Origin of the sequence: Achromobacter sp. ACM04 (genome assembly GCF_014851465.1) — a bacterium.
Lineage (GTDB): Bacteria > Pseudomonadota > Gammaproteobacteria > Burkholderiales > Burkholderiaceae_B > Achromobacter > Achromobacter aegrifaciens.
This window is the reverse complement of the sequence record NZ_JACUZS010000003.1, coordinates 1,069,786-1,084,177: the sequence shown is the minus strand read 5'-3', so window position 1 is coordinate 1,084,177 and position 14,392 is coordinate 1,069,786. Positions and strand designations below refer to the sequence as shown.

General features: G+C 66.3%; 14 protein-coding genes. 6 read left to right on the top strand and 8 right to left on the bottom strand.

Translation table 11 applies throughout. The annotated features are described in order from the left end of the window. Positions 1 to 30: 30 nt before the first annotated feature. The 3 genes from IB259_RS21330 to purB all read right to left on the bottom strand — a co-directional run bounded on the left by IB259_RS21330 (position 31) and on the right by purB (position 2,799). Positions 31 to 780 carry a class I SAM-dependent methyltransferase gene (locus IB259_RS21330; RefSeq protein WP_192330061.1) on the bottom strand — a complete coding sequence of 250 codons (750 nt, stop codon included), beginning with the start codon at positions 778 to 780 and terminating at the stop codon, positions 31 to 33. A 127-nt stretch (positions 781 to 907) separates the two neighbouring features. Beyond that, entirely contained in the window at positions 908 to 1,366 is a 459-nt protein-coding gene (locus IB259_RS21325; protein ID WP_054451102.1) for a cytochrome c, read from the bottom strand. Between the two features lie 56 nt (positions 1,367 to 1,422). Beyond that, complete coding sequence (purB, locus tag IB259_RS21320; protein WP_192330059.1) at positions 1,423 to 2,799, bottom strand: adenylosuccinate lyase; 1,377 nt, start codon at positions 2,797 to 2,799, stop codon at positions 1,423 to 1,425. Positions 2,800 to 2,960: 161 nt separating this feature from the next. Here purB and IB259_RS21315 point away from each other — a divergent pair, with 161 nt between their 5' ends. Further along, positions 2,961 to 3,566 carry a glutathione S-transferase gene (locus tag IB259_RS21315; protein WP_054451100.1) on the top strand — a complete coding sequence of 202 codons (606 nt, stop codon included), beginning with the start codon at positions 2,961 to 2,963 and terminating at the stop codon, positions 3,564 to 3,566. 206 nt (positions 3,567 to 3,772) lie between these two features. On the opposite strand, the gene IB259_RS21310 is transcribed toward IB259_RS21315, so the two are convergent. The 3 genes from IB259_RS21310 to gcvA form a co-directional block, all read right to left on the bottom strand. After that, entirely contained in the window at positions 3,773 to 4,591 is an 819-nt protein-coding gene (locus IB259_RS21310) for a sulfite exporter TauE/SafE family protein (RefSeq protein ID WP_054451099.1), read from the bottom strand. Positions 4,592 to 4,703: 112 nt separating this feature from the next. Further along, a complete protein-coding gene (gene mnmA, locus IB259_RS21305; protein ID WP_054451098.1) occupies positions 4,704 to 5,822 on the bottom strand; it encodes a tRNA 2-thiouridine(34) synthase MnmA in 1,119 nt (372 codons plus the stop codon). Positions 5,823 to 5,829: 7 nt separating this feature from the next. Then, positions 5,830 to 6,756, bottom strand: a complete 927-nt coding sequence (gene gcvA, locus IB259_RS21300) for a transcriptional regulator GcvA (protein ID WP_054451097.1) — start codon at positions 6,754 to 6,756, stop codon at positions 5,830 to 5,832. A 192-nt stretch (positions 6,757 to 6,948) separates the two neighbouring features. Between gcvA and IB259_RS21295 the strand changes: the two genes are divergently transcribed. From IB259_RS21295 to IB259_RS21275, 5 genes are all read left to right on the top strand, one after another. Then, a complete protein-coding gene (locus tag IB259_RS21295; protein WP_192330057.1) occupies positions 6,949 to 7,938 on the top strand; it encodes a tripartite tricarboxylate transporter substrate binding protein in 990 nt (329 codons plus the stop codon). A 68-nt stretch (positions 7,939 to 8,006) separates the two neighbouring features. After that, a complete protein-coding gene (locus IB259_RS21290; RefSeq protein WP_054451095.1) occupies positions 8,007 to 8,882 on the top strand; it encodes an N-formylglutamate amidohydrolase in 876 nt (291 codons plus the stop codon). A gap of 230 nt (positions 8,883 to 9,112) precedes the next feature. Beyond that, the gene (locus IB259_RS21285; protein WP_054451094.1) at positions 9,113 to 10,231 is read left to right on the top strand and encodes a Re/Si-specific NAD(P)(+) transhydrogenase subunit alpha; all 1,119 of its coding nucleotides are present in this window, start codon (positions 9,113 to 9,115) and stop codon (positions 10,229 to 10,231) included. 4 nt (positions 10,232 to 10,235) lie between these two features. Beyond that, positions 10,236 to 10,553, top strand: a complete 318-nt coding sequence (locus tag IB259_RS21280; protein WP_013392581.1) for an NAD(P) transhydrogenase subunit alpha — start codon at positions 10,236 to 10,238, stop codon at positions 10,551 to 10,553. Next, entirely contained in the window at positions 10,550 to 11,989 is a 1,440-nt protein-coding gene (locus IB259_RS21275) for an NAD(P)(+) transhydrogenase (Re/Si-specific) subunit beta (protein ID WP_054451093.1), read from the top strand. Before IB259_RS21280 ends, IB259_RS21275 begins: the two co-directional genes overlap by 4 nt. A gap of 36 nt (positions 11,990 to 12,025) precedes the next feature. On the opposite strand, the gene glcF is transcribed toward IB259_RS21275, so the two are convergent. Together glcF and glcE are read right to left on the bottom strand one after the other, a co-directional pair. Further along, the gene (glcF, locus tag IB259_RS21270) at positions 12,026 to 13,270 is read right to left on the bottom strand and encodes a glycolate oxidase subunit GlcF (RefSeq protein WP_192330055.1); all 1,245 of its coding nucleotides are present in this window, start codon (positions 13,268 to 13,270) and stop codon (positions 12,026 to 12,028) included. 6 nt (positions 13,271 to 13,276) lie between these two features. Then, positions 13,277 to 14,383, bottom strand: coding sequence for a glycolate oxidase subunit GlcE (gene glcE, locus IB259_RS21265; protein ID WP_054451091.1), 1,107 nt, complete (start codon positions 14,381 to 14,383; stop codon positions 13,277 to 13,279). Between the last annotated feature and the right edge of the window lie 9 nt (positions 14,384 to 14,392).

Here is a 14,392-nt window from a genome sequence, read left to right as displayed (position 1 = left end):
ACGCAGCGTGAAAACAGCGCTGCGGCCCACTCAACGCCGCGCCTCGATCAAGTGCCGCGTCGAATGGGCCACGAACGGCTCTCCCCGGCGCATCCGCTGATCCAGCGCCAGCAGGGCATCGCGATACCTCGCCACCGAAAAATCGGGCACCCACCACACGCATTTGCGCAGGATCCAGATCACGGCGCCGACGTCATGGAACACCATCTGGCAACGGGTCGTGCGCAAGTCCGTCACCGCAAGTCCCGCGGCCCCTGCGGCGGCCGCTTCATCCTGCGGATCCCGCAGGCGCCGCTCTGCCGGCAAAGGCCCCAGGAAATGCTCGATCAGTTCAAAGGCCGAAGCCGGCCCCACGTGCTGGGCGAAGTAACACCCGCCCGGCTCGAGAACCCGGCGGACTTCTGCCCAGTCCGGGCTCACGGGATGCCTGGACGTCACGAGCTCAAACGACGCCTCGGCAAACGGCAAGCCAGCGCCCGGCGCAGTCTGCACTAGCCGCACGCCACGAGCGGCCAGGCGTTCATGCGCTTTCCTGGCATTGGCCGGCCAGGCTTCGGTCGCGCACATCGTCGGTGGAAAGTACGGAGCCTCGTCCAGCACTTCGCCGCCGCCCGTATCCAGGTCCAGCGCCGACCGCACTGTGGCCAGTCGCTGCGCAAGCAGCCTGGCGTAGCCCCACGGCGGACGCTCCTCGGAAGCGCGCCCCGTCAGCCAGCCGAAGCCCCACCCGCTGACATCGGCGGCGTCGGCCTCTGCCACCAGTTCATCAAAGGATTTCATCCCCTCTCCCCTGCGCGGGACCGACGCGCAATCCCAGGGACTCACGCTCGGCAACGCCATAAAAAAAAGCGCCAACGGTTACGCTGGCGCCTCTTTGTCCATATGCCGTCCGCGGACGGCAGGCGCTTTATTTCTTCTTGCGATACGCGTCGTGACAGGCCTTGCAGCTTGCGCCGACGTCGCCGAATGCAGCGCGCAGCTTGTCCAGGTCGCCGGCATCGGCAGCGGCCGACAGCTTGACGATATTGTCCTGGAAGGCCTGCTGCTTCTGCTTGAAGCCCGCGGCGTCGCTCCAGACTTCAGGACGCGCGTCACCGCCTTCGGTTCCGGCGCCAAAAGCCGTCCACGGCAAGGCCGACAAGGTCTTCAGCACTTCCACATTGGCCTTGATCTGCGCGGCGTCATAGGGCTGCTGGCCCTTGACCACCGGCGCCATGCGGCCGAAGTGGGAAGCCATCAGCGTCAGCGCCGACTGGCGGTACTTGATGGCGTCCTCGGGCTTGGCGAACTGCGCGGACGCGCTCGTCGCCAGCAGGGGCCCAACCGTCATACAGGCCAACGCGGCGAGCGTGGACAACTTCTTCATTGCAATCTCCCGTAAGGTCAACAGAAGCCGCGCACCCCGGGCGCGCGGCAAGGCGACTATACCGCCCGGGCCAAGTCAGCGGCCAGCCCGATGTAGGAGCGCGGGGTCATCGCCAACAGGCGCGCCTTGGGCTCTTCGGGCAGGGCCAGGCCCTGGATGAATTCTCGCAGGCCTTCCTCGGTGATGCCCTTGCCGCGCGTCAAGGCCTTGAGCTGTTCGTACGGCTGCGGCAGGCCATAGCGGCGCATGACGGTCTGCACCGGCTCGGCCAGCACTTCCCAGCAGGCGTCGATGTCGGCGTCGATGGCGACGGTGTTGACTTCAAGCTTGCCCAGGCCGCGCATGCAGGCATCCCAAGCCACCAGGCAGTAGCCCAGGCCCACGCCCAGGTTGCGCAGGACGGTGGAGTCGGTCAGGTCGCGCTGCCAGCGGGAGATCGGCAGCTTGTCCGCGAGGTGGCGCAGCACGGCGTTGGCCAGGCCAAGGTTGCCTTCGGAGTTTTCGAAGTCGATCGGGTTGACCTTGTGCGGCATGGTGGAGGAACCGACCTCGCCTTCCTTCAGGCGCTGCTTGAAATAGCCCAGCGCCACGTAACCCCAGACGTCGCGATCCAGGTCCAGCACGATGATGTTGGCGCGCGTGATGGCGTCGAACAGGGCCGACATCCAGTCATGCGGTTCGATCTGGATGGTGTGGCGGTTCTGGGTCAGGCCCAGGCCGGCCAGCACGCGCTGGCTGAAGGCGGGCCAGTCGATTTCGGGGTAGGCCGACAGGTGCGCGTTGTAGTTGCCGGTGGCGCCGTTCAGCTTGGCCAGCGGTTCGACGGCCTCGACCGCGGCGATGGCGCGGTTCAGGCGCGCGGCCACGTTGGCGAATTCCTTGCCCAGCGTCGTCGGGCTGGCGGGCTGGCCGTGGGTACGCGACAGCATGGGCTGATCGGCCTGGGCCACCGCCATGTCGTTCAGCTTGGCGGCGAGTTCGCGCAGGCGCGGCACCACGACCTCGTTGCGGGCGCGCGTCAGCATCAGCGCGTGCGAGGTGTTGTTGATGTCCTCGGAGGTGCAGGCGAAGTGGATGAACTCGGCGGCGCGGGCCAGCTCGGCGTCATCGGCCACTTTTTCCTTCAGCCAGTACTCGACGGCCTTGACGTCATGGTTGGTGACGCGTTCGATGTCCTTGATGCGGGCGGCGTCGGCCTCGGAGAAGTCGCCCACCAATTGTTGCAGGCGGGCGCGGGCGGCTTCGGAGAAGGCGGGCAGCTCCGGCAGGCCGGCGTCGGACAGCGCGACCAGCCAGGCCACCTCGACCTCGACGCGGTGCGCCATGAAACCGGCTTCGGAGAGCAGGCCGCGCAGCGCGTCGCCCCGGGAAGCGTACCGGCCATCCAGTGGCGAAAGGGCGTTGAGTTGGCTGAGCTGATCGGCGATTTGCATGGTCTGGAAGAGAAAAAGCGGGGAATGAGCGAATCGGGCGATTTTATCATCCGGAAGCGCGCAACATTGTGGCAAACTGACGAAGATTCCGGCCTTTTGGCCGTCTTGCCGTCATGCGGCCTGCTATACTTCGGCCGCTTTCCGACTCCGCTTGTGACTCCATGAAACTGATCGGCTCGCTTACCAGTCCTTACGTGCGCAAAGTGCGTATCGTCATGGCCGAGAAAAAGCTGGACTACCGGCTTGAACTCGAAAACGTCTGGTCCGCCGACACGCAGATCCAAACGTACAACCCGCTGGGCAAGGTACCTTGCCTGGTCATGGAAGATGGCGGCGCCCTCTTCGATTCGCGCGTCATCGTCGAATACGTCGACACCCTGTCCCCTGTTGCCCGCCTGATTCCTCAGCCGGGGCGCGATCGCGCCGCGGTCAAGTGCTGGGAAGCCATCGCCGATGGCCTCCTGGACGCCTGCGTGACCATCGTCAAGGAAAACCAGCGTCCCGAGGCTCAGCGCAGCCCCGAATGGATCGAGCGCCAGTATTCCAAGATCCATGCCAGCCTTGACGCGATGAACAAGAGCCTGGGCGACAACGCCCACTGCATGGGCATCAACTACAGCCTGGCCGACATCGCCGTCGGCTGCGCGCTGGGCTATCTGGACCTGCGCTTCGCCGCGCTCGACTGGCGCACCAACCACCAGAACCTGGCCCGCCTGTACGACAAGCTGTCGCAGCGCCAGTCCTTCATCGATACCGTTCCAGGATAAGCCCCCCCCGAGGCGCTGCGCGCCTCCCCCCAGGGGGCGCCGCTACGGACCGGCGGAGCCGGATCCGTGCGGCCCGGCTTCTACTTGGCCTCGCCCCTGCTCCGCCCGCGCTTCCGTTCTGCCTTTGCCTCTGCGCCGCCTGTGCTTCTGCATCGGTGGCGCTTTTGCGTGAGCTGCGCCTTTCTATCGGCGCAGCCCTACCTGGCTCAGGCGTTGAACGTCTGCCAGGCCTTGAACAGCATGTACGCGGCCAGCGCGAACAGCAGGCAGGCGAATACGCGCTTGAGCGTCTGCACCGGCAGGCGGTGCGCCATGCGCGCACCCAAAGGCGCCGTCAGCACGCTGGTACACACCAGCGCAATCAATGCCGGCCAGTAGATGTAGCCCAGCATTCCCGGACGTGTCTCGCCCGAGTTCAGGCCCGACACCACGTAACCGACGCTATTGGCCAGCGCGATGGGAAAGCCCAGCGCGGCCGAAGTCGACACCGCGTTGTGCAGGGCCACGTTGCACCAGACCATGAAAGGCACCGACAGGAAACCGCCGCCCGCGCCCACCAGGCCGGACAGAAAGCCGATGCCCGCGCCAGCCGCGCTGGTGCCCACCACGCCCGGCATCTGGCGGCTGGGCTTGGGCTTCTTGTTCTGCAGCATGCTCCAGCCGGAATAGCCGACGAACAGCGCGAAGAACAGCGACAGCCACAGCGTGCTGAGCGCGGCAAAGACCGCGCCGCCCGAAAGGAGGCCGCCGATGATGATGCCCGGCGCCATCGCCCAGACGATGTTCCATTTGATCGTGCCGCGCTGCTGGTGCGCCCGCACGCTGGAAATGGAGGTGAACAGGATCGAGGTCATCGACGTGGCGATGGCGGCATGAACAACCAGGTCGGCGGGCATGCCCTTCCACGCGAACAGCATCGTCAGGAAAGGCACCAGCAACATGCCTCCGCCTATGCCCAGCAGGCCCGCGGCGAAACCCACCACGCCGCCCAGCACCAGCAGGCAAATCACCATCGTTACATCCACAACTGTCTCCTCTTTCTTCTTGGTAATGAACAAAGCCCCAAGGGCCGCGCCCGAGGGGCTTTGATTGAAATCCGTGCACGCCACGCGGCGGATGCCGGCGCGGCGCCCATACCTACAGGATGATGCCGCCGCCCAGGCAAACCTCGCCATCGTAAAGCACGGCGGACTGTCCGGGCGTGACCGCCCACTGCGGTTCGGTAAAGCTCAGGCTGAAGGTGCCGTCGGCAGCGCCAGCCAGACTGCACGCGGCATCGGCCTGGCGGTAGCGCGTCTTGGCGCCATAGGCGCCCGGGGCTGGCGCGTGGCCGGCGACCCAGCTCGCGTCCTGCGCCCGCAGCTCGCCCGACAGCAGCCAGGGATGGTCATGCCCCTGCACCACGTAGAGCACATTGCGCTCCAGGTCCTTGCGCGCCACGTACCAGGCTTCGGCCGTGCCGTCCTCGCGCTGGCGCCCCTTCACCCCGCCCACGCCCAGGCCCTTGCGCTGGCCTAGCGTATAGAACGACAGCCCTTCGTGACGGCCTACCTTCTGACCTTCCGGCGTCATGATCGGACCCGGCTCGGTCGGCAGGTAGCGATTCAGGAACTCGCGGAACGGCCGCTCGCCGATGAAGCAGATACCCGTGGAATCCTTCTTGGCGGCGTTATGCAGGCCGATCTCGTGCGCGATACGCCGCACCTCGGTCTTGTGGATCTCGCCCAGCGGGAACATGGTGCGCGACAACTGCGCCTGATTCAGGCGGTGCAGGAAGTAGCTCTGGTCCTTGGACGCATCCAGCGCCTTGAGCAGCTGGAACTGCGTGCCGCCGCCTTCGGCCGGCACCTCGCGCACCCGCGCGTAGTGGCCGGTGGCGATATGCTCGGCGCCCAGCGCCATGGCATGGTCGAGGAAGGCCTTGAACTTGATCTCGGCATTGCACAGCACGTCCGGGTTGGGCGTGCGGCCCGCGGAGTACTCGCGCAGGAACTCCGCGAACACGCGGTCCTTGTATTCGGCGGCGAAATTGACGAACTCGAACTCGACCCCGACCAGATCCGCGACGCTGGCGGCGTCCAGCAGGTCCTGGCGGGTGGAACAGTATTCGGAATCGTCGTCGTCTTCCCAGTTCTTCATGAACAGGCCGACGACCTCGTAGCCTTGCTGCTTGAGCAGCCAGGCGGTGACCGAAGAATCGACCCCGCCGGACATGCCGACGACAACGCGGCCTTTCTTGGTAAGTTTTTGACTCATGATGGGTCTATTTTAGATCGGTCCGTACATCTTCCTGCGGCTGCGGCTCGGCCGCCCGCGACACTTCCATCAGCCAGGTACGGAAAGCCTGCAGGGTGGGCAGGTTGGCCTTCTGCTCCGGATAGCACAGGTAGTACCCCATGCGCGCCCGTATCGGCAGCTGGATGGCGACGGCCAGCTTGCCGTCGCGCAGCTCGTCCTCGATCAGGCAGCGCGGAATCAGCGCCACGCCGAAGCCGGCCGCGGCCGCCTGCGACAGCAGCGCGTACTGGTCGAAGCGCGCGCCTTCCAGGCTGCGCCGGGTATCGCATCCAGCCTGCTCGAACCAGTCGCGCCAGCCTTCCAGCGCCGAGGTATGGTGCAGCAGCGGATAGGCCAGCAGGTCCGCGGGCGCCGCACAGCCGCCCGGGATCAGGCGCGGGCTGCAGACCGGCAGGATTTCGCGGCCGACGATGTAGTCCGCCCCACTGCCCGGCCAGATGCCTTCGCCGAAGCGCACGGCAGCGTCCAGTTCAGGGGTGGAGAAATCATAGCCCTGGCGGTGAGGCAGGAATTCGACGTGGATGTCCGGCCGCAGGCGCATGAAGGCGGTCAGGCGCGGGATCAGCCAGCGCGCCCCGAAAGTCGGCATACAGGTCAGGTTGAGCGTGCCGCCCTGCCCCTGGTGCGCGATCAGTTCCACGGTGGCGGCTTCGATCTGGCCCAGCCCGGCCTGGATCTTGGTCAGGTAACTGCGTCCGGCCTCGGTCAGGACCAGGCCTTGCCTGATTCGCAGGAATAGTTCGATGCCGACGAACTCCTCCAGATGTTTCACCTGCTTACTGACCGCGCCCTGCGTGACACACAATTCCTGCGCCGCGCGCGTGAAACTGCTATGTCTCGCGGCGACTTCGAACGCCTGGAGATCCGTGAGTGAGGGACAGAATCGCCGCATGGATAAGGTACGCAAATTGTTTCAGGCCGCGCAACGAAAACGGCCCTGTTCCGGGCCGCCGCGAAAAGAGGCATGAAAAAAAGTCATAGCTTACGGAGAAACTTTCGTTTGCGCAAACCGGACCGCCAGGAAAGAATCGTTGCGTTTGCGTCTGCCTTTGCGCATCCGCTTTCCAATTCATTAGGGGAATCCATGCAACGCCGTAACGTAGTACTGGGCCTGTGCGTCGCCGCCGCGACCCTCGCCGCGCCGCTGACCTCGGGTATCGCGCACGCTGAAGACGCGTATCCGACCAAGCCCATCCGCCTGATCGTTCCCTTCCCGCCCGGCGGCACCACCGACATCGTCGGTCGCCTGTTCGCCGACAAGCTGGGCAAGGAGCTGGGCCAGACCGTCGTGGTGGAAAACCGCGGCGGCGCCGGCGGTTCGATCGGCAGCGCCTTCGTCGCCAGCAGCGCGCCGGACGGCTACACCCTGGGCATCGCCACCGTGAGCACGCACGGCATCAACCCGGCCATCTACCCGAACCTGCCGTTCGATGGCGAGAAGGACTTCACGCCCATCTCGAACCTGGCGGCCGTGCCCAACATCATGACCATCAACCCGAAGGTCCAGGCCAAGAACATCGCCGACTTCATCAAGCTGGCCAAGAGCGAGCCGGGCAAGCTGACCTACGCGTCGGCCGGCAACGGTTCGGTCTCGCACATGATGGGCGAACTGTTCAAGATGGCTTCGGGCACCAACCTGATGCACGTGCCGTACCGCGGCGTGGGCCCGGCGCTGAACGACGCGCTGGCCGGCCAGGTCGACGTCATGTATGACAACCTGCCCTCCTCGCTGCCGCACGTGCAATCCGGCCGCCTGGTCGCCATGGCCGTGGCCTCGCCCAAGCGCGTGGCCGCCCTGCCCGACGTGCCCACGTTCGCCGAAGCCGGCCTGCCGGCCGTGAACGACGCGTCCTGGTTCGGCCTGGTGGCTCCCGCCAAGCTGCCCCAGCCCGTGCTGGACAAGCTGAACGCAGCCGTGCAGAAGGTCAGCGCCGAAGCCGACGTCAAGACCCGCCTGGAAGCCCTGGGCGCCGCGCCGGCCGCCAACACTCCGGCCGAATTCGCGGCGCAGATCTCGGCTGAAATCGCCAAGAACAAGCGCATCGCCAAAGAAGCCAACGTGAAGATCGACTAAGCGATCTTCGGTCCTCGCGCGCCCGCCGGTGCGCGAGGACCTCCGATTAACGAACGCAACACCCCCTTATGCGAATTACCCAACCCCTGTCTTACCGGCTCGACCTTCCGCAGCAATATCCTGATTCGGACTCCTCGGCTCCCCTTGTGCTGGACTCCCCGCACAGCGGCACCGCCTACCCCCCCGATTTCGCGGCTGCGGTGGACTTTGGCGCATTGCGCACCGCCGAGGACACCTGGGTTGACGACCTGTGGGGCGACGCCATCGAAATGGGCGTGCCGATGATTGCCGCCGCGTTCCCGCGCGCCTACATCGACGCCAACCGCTCGCCCGACGAAATCGACGAATTGCTGCTGGACGCCGCCTGGCCCGACGCCATCAACGCCTCGCCCAAGGTCAAGCTGGGCAAGGGCCTGATCTGGCGCATGCTGGACGACGGCACGCCGCTCTACAACCGCAAGCTCACGGTCGCGGAAGTGCGCCACCGCATCGACGCCTGCTGGAAGCCCTACCACGCCGCGCTGGGCCAGGTGCTGGACGCAGCCCACAAGAAGTTCGGCAAGGTCTGGCACATCAACTGCCACTCCATGCCCAGCGTCGCCGGCGCCTACGCCACCGACCGCCCGGGCCTGGTCCACCCCGACTTCGTGCTGGGCGACCGCGACGGCAGCACCAGCGACCCGGCCTTCCGTGAATTCATCGCCGCCTGGCTGCGCGAACGCGGCTACAACGTGACCGTCAACGATCCCTACAAGGGCGTGGAGCTGGTGCGCGCCTTCGGCCGCCCCGAAGAAGGCCGCCACAGTCTGCAGATCGAGATCAACCGCAAACTCTACATGGACGAAGTTTCGCTGCGTCCTTCCGAAAACTACGGCCGCCTGAAGGCCGATCTGCGCGAACTCACCGCCGCGCTGATCACCTGGACTCGCGCGCAAACGGCTTGACGCCGGACGTTTGCGCGCAGGTGCCGGCCAGCGCAAAAGTCAGACTGGCCGGAGCAGTTGGGTTGCAAGACCCCAGCCCCATGGTTCGCCATGGGGTTTTTTTTGGTCTGCCGCCGGGCATCGGCTGGCCGATGCAACCTTGGTTCTTCTCCCTCACTTCCCAGGGGCGCGACACCTTTCCTTTCACTTTCCCGTGTATAACTGATGCCAACTAATGAGGAGAGGCGTAGATGCACATCGGGATACCAAAAGAAACCCGAGACGGGGAAACTCGTGTCGCAGCAACACCGGAGACCGTCAAGAAGTACGTAGGCGGAAAACACACCGTCATCGTGGAGCGCGGGGCAGGCACTGCCGCCCGCTATCTCGACGAAGCCTATGAGGCAGCGGGCGCAACGCTCGGCAGCGCCCAGGACGCGTTGGGGGCAGAACTCGTCATGAAGGTGCGCGCGCCTTCTGCCGCGGAACTGCCCCAGATGAAATCCGGCGCCGTCGTGGTCGGCATGCTGGATCCCTTCGACGCCGAAGGCATCCAGCAGATCGCGGCCGCCGGACTCACCGGATTCGCGCTGGAAGCCGCGCCCCGCATCACGCGGGCCCAAAGCCTGGACGTGCTGTCCTCGCAGGCCAACCTGGCCGGCTACAAGGCCGTGCTGCTGGCGGCGCACCACTACGGCCGCCTGATACCCATGATGATGACCGCCGCGGGCACGCTGAAGGCCGCCCGCGCCGTCGTGCTGGGCACCGGCGTGGCCGGGCTGCAGGCCATCGCCACCGCCAAGCGGCTGGGCGCGGTGGTCGAAGCCTCGGACGTGCGTCCCGCCGCGCGCGAACAGGTGGAATCGCTGGGCGCCAAGTTCATCGACGTCCCTTTCGAAACGGACGAAGAACGCGAGATCGCGCAAGGCACGGGCGGCTACGCCCGGCCCATGCCGCCCGCCTGGATGGCTCGGCAGGCCGCGCTCGTGTCCGAACGCTGCAAGCAGGCCGACATCGTCATCACCACCGCGCTGATTCCCGGCCGCCCCGCCCCCACACTGGTGTCCGCGGAAACCGTCGCGGCCATGAAGCCGGGCTCGGTGCTGGTGGACCTGGCGGTCGAGCGCGGCGGCAATTGCCCGTTGTCCGAGAAAGGCCTGGTGGTGGAAAAGCATGGCGTGACGATCATCGGGCTGACCAATCTGCCCGGCCTGGTCGCGACCGACGCTTCGGCGCTCTATGCGCGCAACATCCAGGATTTCCTGAAGCTCATCATCAATGCGGACGGCGCGCTGGCGATCCAGCGCGACGACGAGATCGTCGCGGCCTGCCTGGTGTGCGAAGGCGGCAACGTGGCGCGGAGGAACTAACAGCATGGAAGCGATCAACCCCACCCTGATGAATCTCATCATCTTCGTGCTGGCCATCTATGTCGGCTACCACGTCGTGTGGAACGTCACCCCCGCCCTGCACACGCCCTTGATGGCAGTCACCAACGCCATCTCCGCCATCATCATCGTGGGCGCCATGCTGGCGGCCGCGCTGACCGAAGGCGGACTGGCGCGCGGCATGGGCGTGTTCGCCGTGGCGCTGGCCGCGGTCAACGTGTTCGGCGGCTTTCTCGTGACCCGGCGCATGCTGGAAATGTTCAAGAAAAAGGACCGCAAGGCGGGCAAGGAGGAAGCGAAATGATCTCGCTGAACCTCGTCACCCTGCTGTACCTGATCGCCTCGGTCTGCTTCATCCAGGCGCTCAAGGGCCTGTCGCATCCGACCACGTCGCGACTCGGCAATGCGTTCGGCATGGCCGGCATGGCGATCGCCGTGCTGACCACGGCCGCGCTCATCGTCGGCCTGGCGCGCGACGGCGCCGCCACCATCGGCCTGGGCTGGGTCGTGCTGGGCCTGCTGGTGGGCGGCTCCATCGGCACGCTGATGGCCAAGCGCGTCGAGATGACCAAGATGCCCGAGCTGGTCGCCTTCATGCACAGCATGATCGGCCTGGCGGCGGTCGCCATCGCGGTGGCCGTGGTGGCGGAGCCGCATGCCTTCGGCATCGTGCCCGTCGGCGTGCCGATTCCCACCGGCAACCGCTTCGAGCTGTTCATCGGCACTTTCGTCGGCGCCATCACGTTCTCGGGGTCGGTCATTGCCTTCGGCAAACTGTCGGGCAAGTACAAGTTCCGCCTGTTCCAGGGCGCGCCGGTGGTGTTCTCGGGCCAGCACATGCTGAACCTGGCGCTGGCGCTGCTGATGCTGGCTTGCGGCATCTGGTTCATGCTCACGCAGGAATGGACGCCCTTCATCATCATGACGCTCATCGCCTTCGTGCTGGGCGTGCTGATCATCATCCCGATCGGCGGCGCCGACATGCCGGTGGTGGTGTCCATGCTGAACAGCTACTCGGGCTGGGCGGCGGCCGGCATCGGTTTCTCGCTGAACAACCCCATGCTGATCATCGCCGGTTCGCTGGTGGGTTCCTCGGGCGCGATCCTGTCCTACATCATGTGCAAGGCGATGAACCGTTCGTTCTTCAACGTGATCCTGGGCGGCTTCGGAGGCCAGGCTGGCGGCGCTGCTGCGGCGGGCGATGCGCAGCAGCGCAGCGTCAAGTCGGGCAGTCCCGACGACGCCGCCTTCCTGATGACCAACGCCGAAAGCGTGACCATCGTTCCCGGCTACGGCCTGGCGGTGGCGCGCGCGCAGCACGCGCTGAAGGAACTGGCGGAAAAGCTCACCGAGCGCGGCGTGACGGTCAAGTACGCCATCCACCCGGTGGCGGGACGCATGCCCGGGCACATGAACGTGCTGCTGGCCGAGGCCGAGGTGCCCTACGACCAGGTCTTCGAAATGGAAGACATCAACAGCGAGTTCGGCCAGACCGACGTGGTGCTGGTGCTGGGCGCGAACGACGTGGTCAACCCGGCCGCCAAGAACGACCCGAAGTCGCCCATTGCCGGCATGCCCATCCTGGAAGCCTACAAGGCCCGCACCGTGATCGTGAACAAGCGGTCCATGGCATCGGGCTACGCGGGCCTGGACAATGAGCTCTTCTACATGGACCGCACGATGATGGTTTTCGGCGACGCCAAGAAGGTGCTTGAAGACATGGTCAAGGCCGTGGAGTAAGACGCCCGGCGCCGGATGCCGCCAGGCGTCCGGCGCCTACGCGCCGCGCTGGCCCGCAGGCTGGCGCAATTGCTCGTCAACCACTTCGATCCAATGCCGCACCGGCGTGTCGGTGCCGCTTTGCAAATGGCCGATGCAGCCGATGTTGGCTGACAGGATCACGTCCGGTCCGCCCGCGGCGATCGCGCCCAGCTTGCGGTCGCGCAGTTCCAGCGCAATCTCCGGATTCAATACCGAATAGGCGCCCGCCGAACCGCAGCACAAGTGCTTGTCGGCGAACGGCTGCAACGCAAAACCCAGATCCGCCAGCAATTGTTCCGACAGCGGCCGCAGGCCCTGCCAATGCTGCAGCGTGCATGGCGGATGGAATGCCGCGCGCGTGCCCGCAGGCAGCCGCGCGCGCAATTGCGCCGCATGCGGCGCGACGATCTCGGCCACATCCTTCACCAGCGCCACGATGTCCGCGGCCTTTTGCGCGTAGGCCGGATCGTGCCGCAGGTGATGCGCATACTCCTTGACCATGGCGCCGCAGCCCGACGCGTTCATCACGATGGCCTCGACCTTGCCATCCTGCACCAGCGGCCACCAGGCATCGACGTTGGCGCGCATCTGCACCAAGGCCTCTTCCTGCGCGTCCAGGTGGAAACTGGCCGCGCCGCAACAGCCAGCGCCGGGCGCGATGCGCGCGCCTATGCCCACCGCGTCCAGCACGCGGATGGTGGCCGCATCGATGGTTGGCATCATGGCGGGCTGCACGCATCCCGCCAGCATCAGCACCTGCCGCGCATGGCCCGCCACCTGCGGCAGCGGCCCCGCCGCGCGGCGTTCCGGCACCTTGCGCTTGAGCGCCTCCGGCAGCATGCCGCGCACCGCCTGCCCCAGCCGCATCGCGGGCGCGAACAGCGGCGACAGCATGGTCTTGCGCAACAAGCTGCGTTTGGTCTTGTCGGCCCAGCTGCGCGGCACGCGCTCTTCCACGATCTTGCGGCCGATATCCACCAGATGGCCATACTGGACGCCGGACGGACAAGTGGTTTCGCAATTGCGGCAAGTCAGGCAGCGGTCCAGATGCTGCTGCGTGGACTGCGTGGGCTCGGCGCCCTCCAACACTTGCTTGATCAGATAAATGCGCCCACGCGGGCTGTCCAGCTCGTCGCCCAGCACCTGATACGTCGGACAGGTAGCGGTGCAGAAACCGCAGTGCACGCACCGCCGCAGGATGGCGTCGGCCTCCTTGCCCAGATCGGTATCGCGTGCCCAGGATGCAAGATTGGTTTGCATGATGCCCTATAGATCCAGGACCAGGCGGCCGGGATTGAACAGGCCGGCCGGATCGAGCTCTTGTTTGAGGCGGCGCGTGATCGAGGCGATCCCGGGCGCCAGCGGATGGAATACGCCGTCGGCAGGCGGCTTGCCCTGCCCGGTGCGGAACAGCGTGGCGTGGCCGCCCAGCCGCTCTGCGGTTTCGCGCAGCGCGGCGGCGTCTTGCTCGCCCGACAGCCAGCGCTGGCCTCCGCCCCATTCCAGCAAGGTCGGCCCCAGCGCCAACGCGGCGGCGGTGGGCGGCAACGCCAGGCGCCACAAGGGCCGGCCCGGCGCGAAGAAGGAATGCGTCTGCTCGCGCAGCGACCGCCACCAGGCCTGCGCGGCCTCGGGCGCCATCGGCGCGCCGCCTATCAGTTGGCGGGCGCTGGCGATCGCGGGCGGCGCGCCCGACAGGCGCACGGCCATCTGGCCTTCGGCGCCCGCCTCGTCACCGCTCCAACTGGTGGCCGAGATCGGCAACGGCTTGCCGCGCCACAGGGCGAAGCTGGCCAAGGCCTGCGCCTGCGTCGCGGGCAACGCCAGGGTGATCTCTTCCATCGGCCGCGGCACGACCTTGAGGGAGACTTCGAGTATGGCGCCGAAGATGCCATGCGAACCGGCCAACAGGCGCGACACGTCATAGCCCGCCACGTTCTTCATGACCTCGCCGCCAAACGAGAGGATGCGGCCTTCCGAATCCAGCAGTTGCGCGCCCAGGACAAAATCCTTGAGCGCGCCAGCGCTCATGCGGCGCGGGCCTGACAGCCCCGCCGCGACACATCCGCCCACCGTGGCGGACGCCGAGAAATGCGGCGGCTCGAAGGCCAGCATCTGTCCGTTCTCGGCCAGCGCGGCTTCAAGTTCGGCGAGCGGCGTACCCGCGCGCACCGTCACCACCAGCTCCGACGGGTGGTAGCTGACGATGCCGCGATAGGGAGTCATGTCCAGCAGGCAGTGGCCGTCCTGCGGCGTCACCGGGCGGTAATTGCCATAGAACGCCTTGCTGCCCCCGCCCATCACAAACAGGGGTTTGTGGCCGGCACGGGCCGTCATGACCTGGTCGCACAATTCCGACAGGACGAAATCCATAAGGACAGG

Coding starts and splice junctions, on each gene's coding strand:
- IB259_RS21330 (WP_192330061.1), bottom strand. CDS start 780: ATGAAATCCTTTGATGAACTGGTGGCAGAGGCCGACGCCGCCGATGTC.
- IB259_RS21325 (WP_054451102.1), bottom strand. CDS start 1,366: ATGAAGAAGTTGTCCACGCTCGCCGCGTTGGCCTGTATGACGGTTGGG.
- purB (WP_192330059.1), bottom strand. CDS start 2,799: ATGCAAATCGCCGATCAGCTCAGCCAACTCAACGCCCTTTCGCCACTG.
- IB259_RS21315 (WP_054451100.1), top strand. CDS start 2,961: ATGAAACTGATCGGCTCGCTTACCAGTCCTTACGTGCGCAAAGTGCGT.
- mnmA (WP_054451098.1), bottom strand. CDS start 5,822: ATGAGTCAAAAACTTACCAAGAAAGGCCGCGTTGTCGTCGGCATGTCC.
- gcvA (WP_054451097.1), bottom strand. CDS start 6,756: ATGCGGCGATTCTGTCCCTCACTCACGGATCTCCAGGCGTTCGAAGTC.
- IB259_RS21295 (WP_192330057.1), top strand. CDS start 6,949: ATGCAACGCCGTAACGTAGTACTGGGCCTGTGCGTCGCCGCCGCGACC.
- IB259_RS21290 (WP_054451095.1), top strand. CDS start 8,007: ATGCGAATTACCCAACCCCTGTCTTACCGGCTCGACCTTCCGCAGCAA.
- IB259_RS21285 (WP_054451094.1), top strand. CDS start 9,113: ATGCACATCGGGATACCAAAAGAAACCCGAGACGGGGAAACTCGTGTC.
- IB259_RS21280 (WP_013392581.1), top strand. CDS start 10,236: ATGGAAGCGATCAACCCCACCCTGATGAATCTCATCATCTTCGTGCTG.
- IB259_RS21275 (WP_054451093.1), top strand. CDS start 10,550: ATGATCTCGCTGAACCTCGTCACCCTGCTGTACCTGATCGCCTCGGTC.
- glcF (WP_192330055.1), bottom strand. CDS start 13,270: ATGCAAACCAATCTTGCATCCTGGGCACGCGATACCGATCTGGGCAAG.
- glcE (WP_054451091.1), bottom strand. CDS start 14,383: ATGGATTTCGTCCTGTCGGAATTGTGCGACCAGGTCATGACGGCCCGT.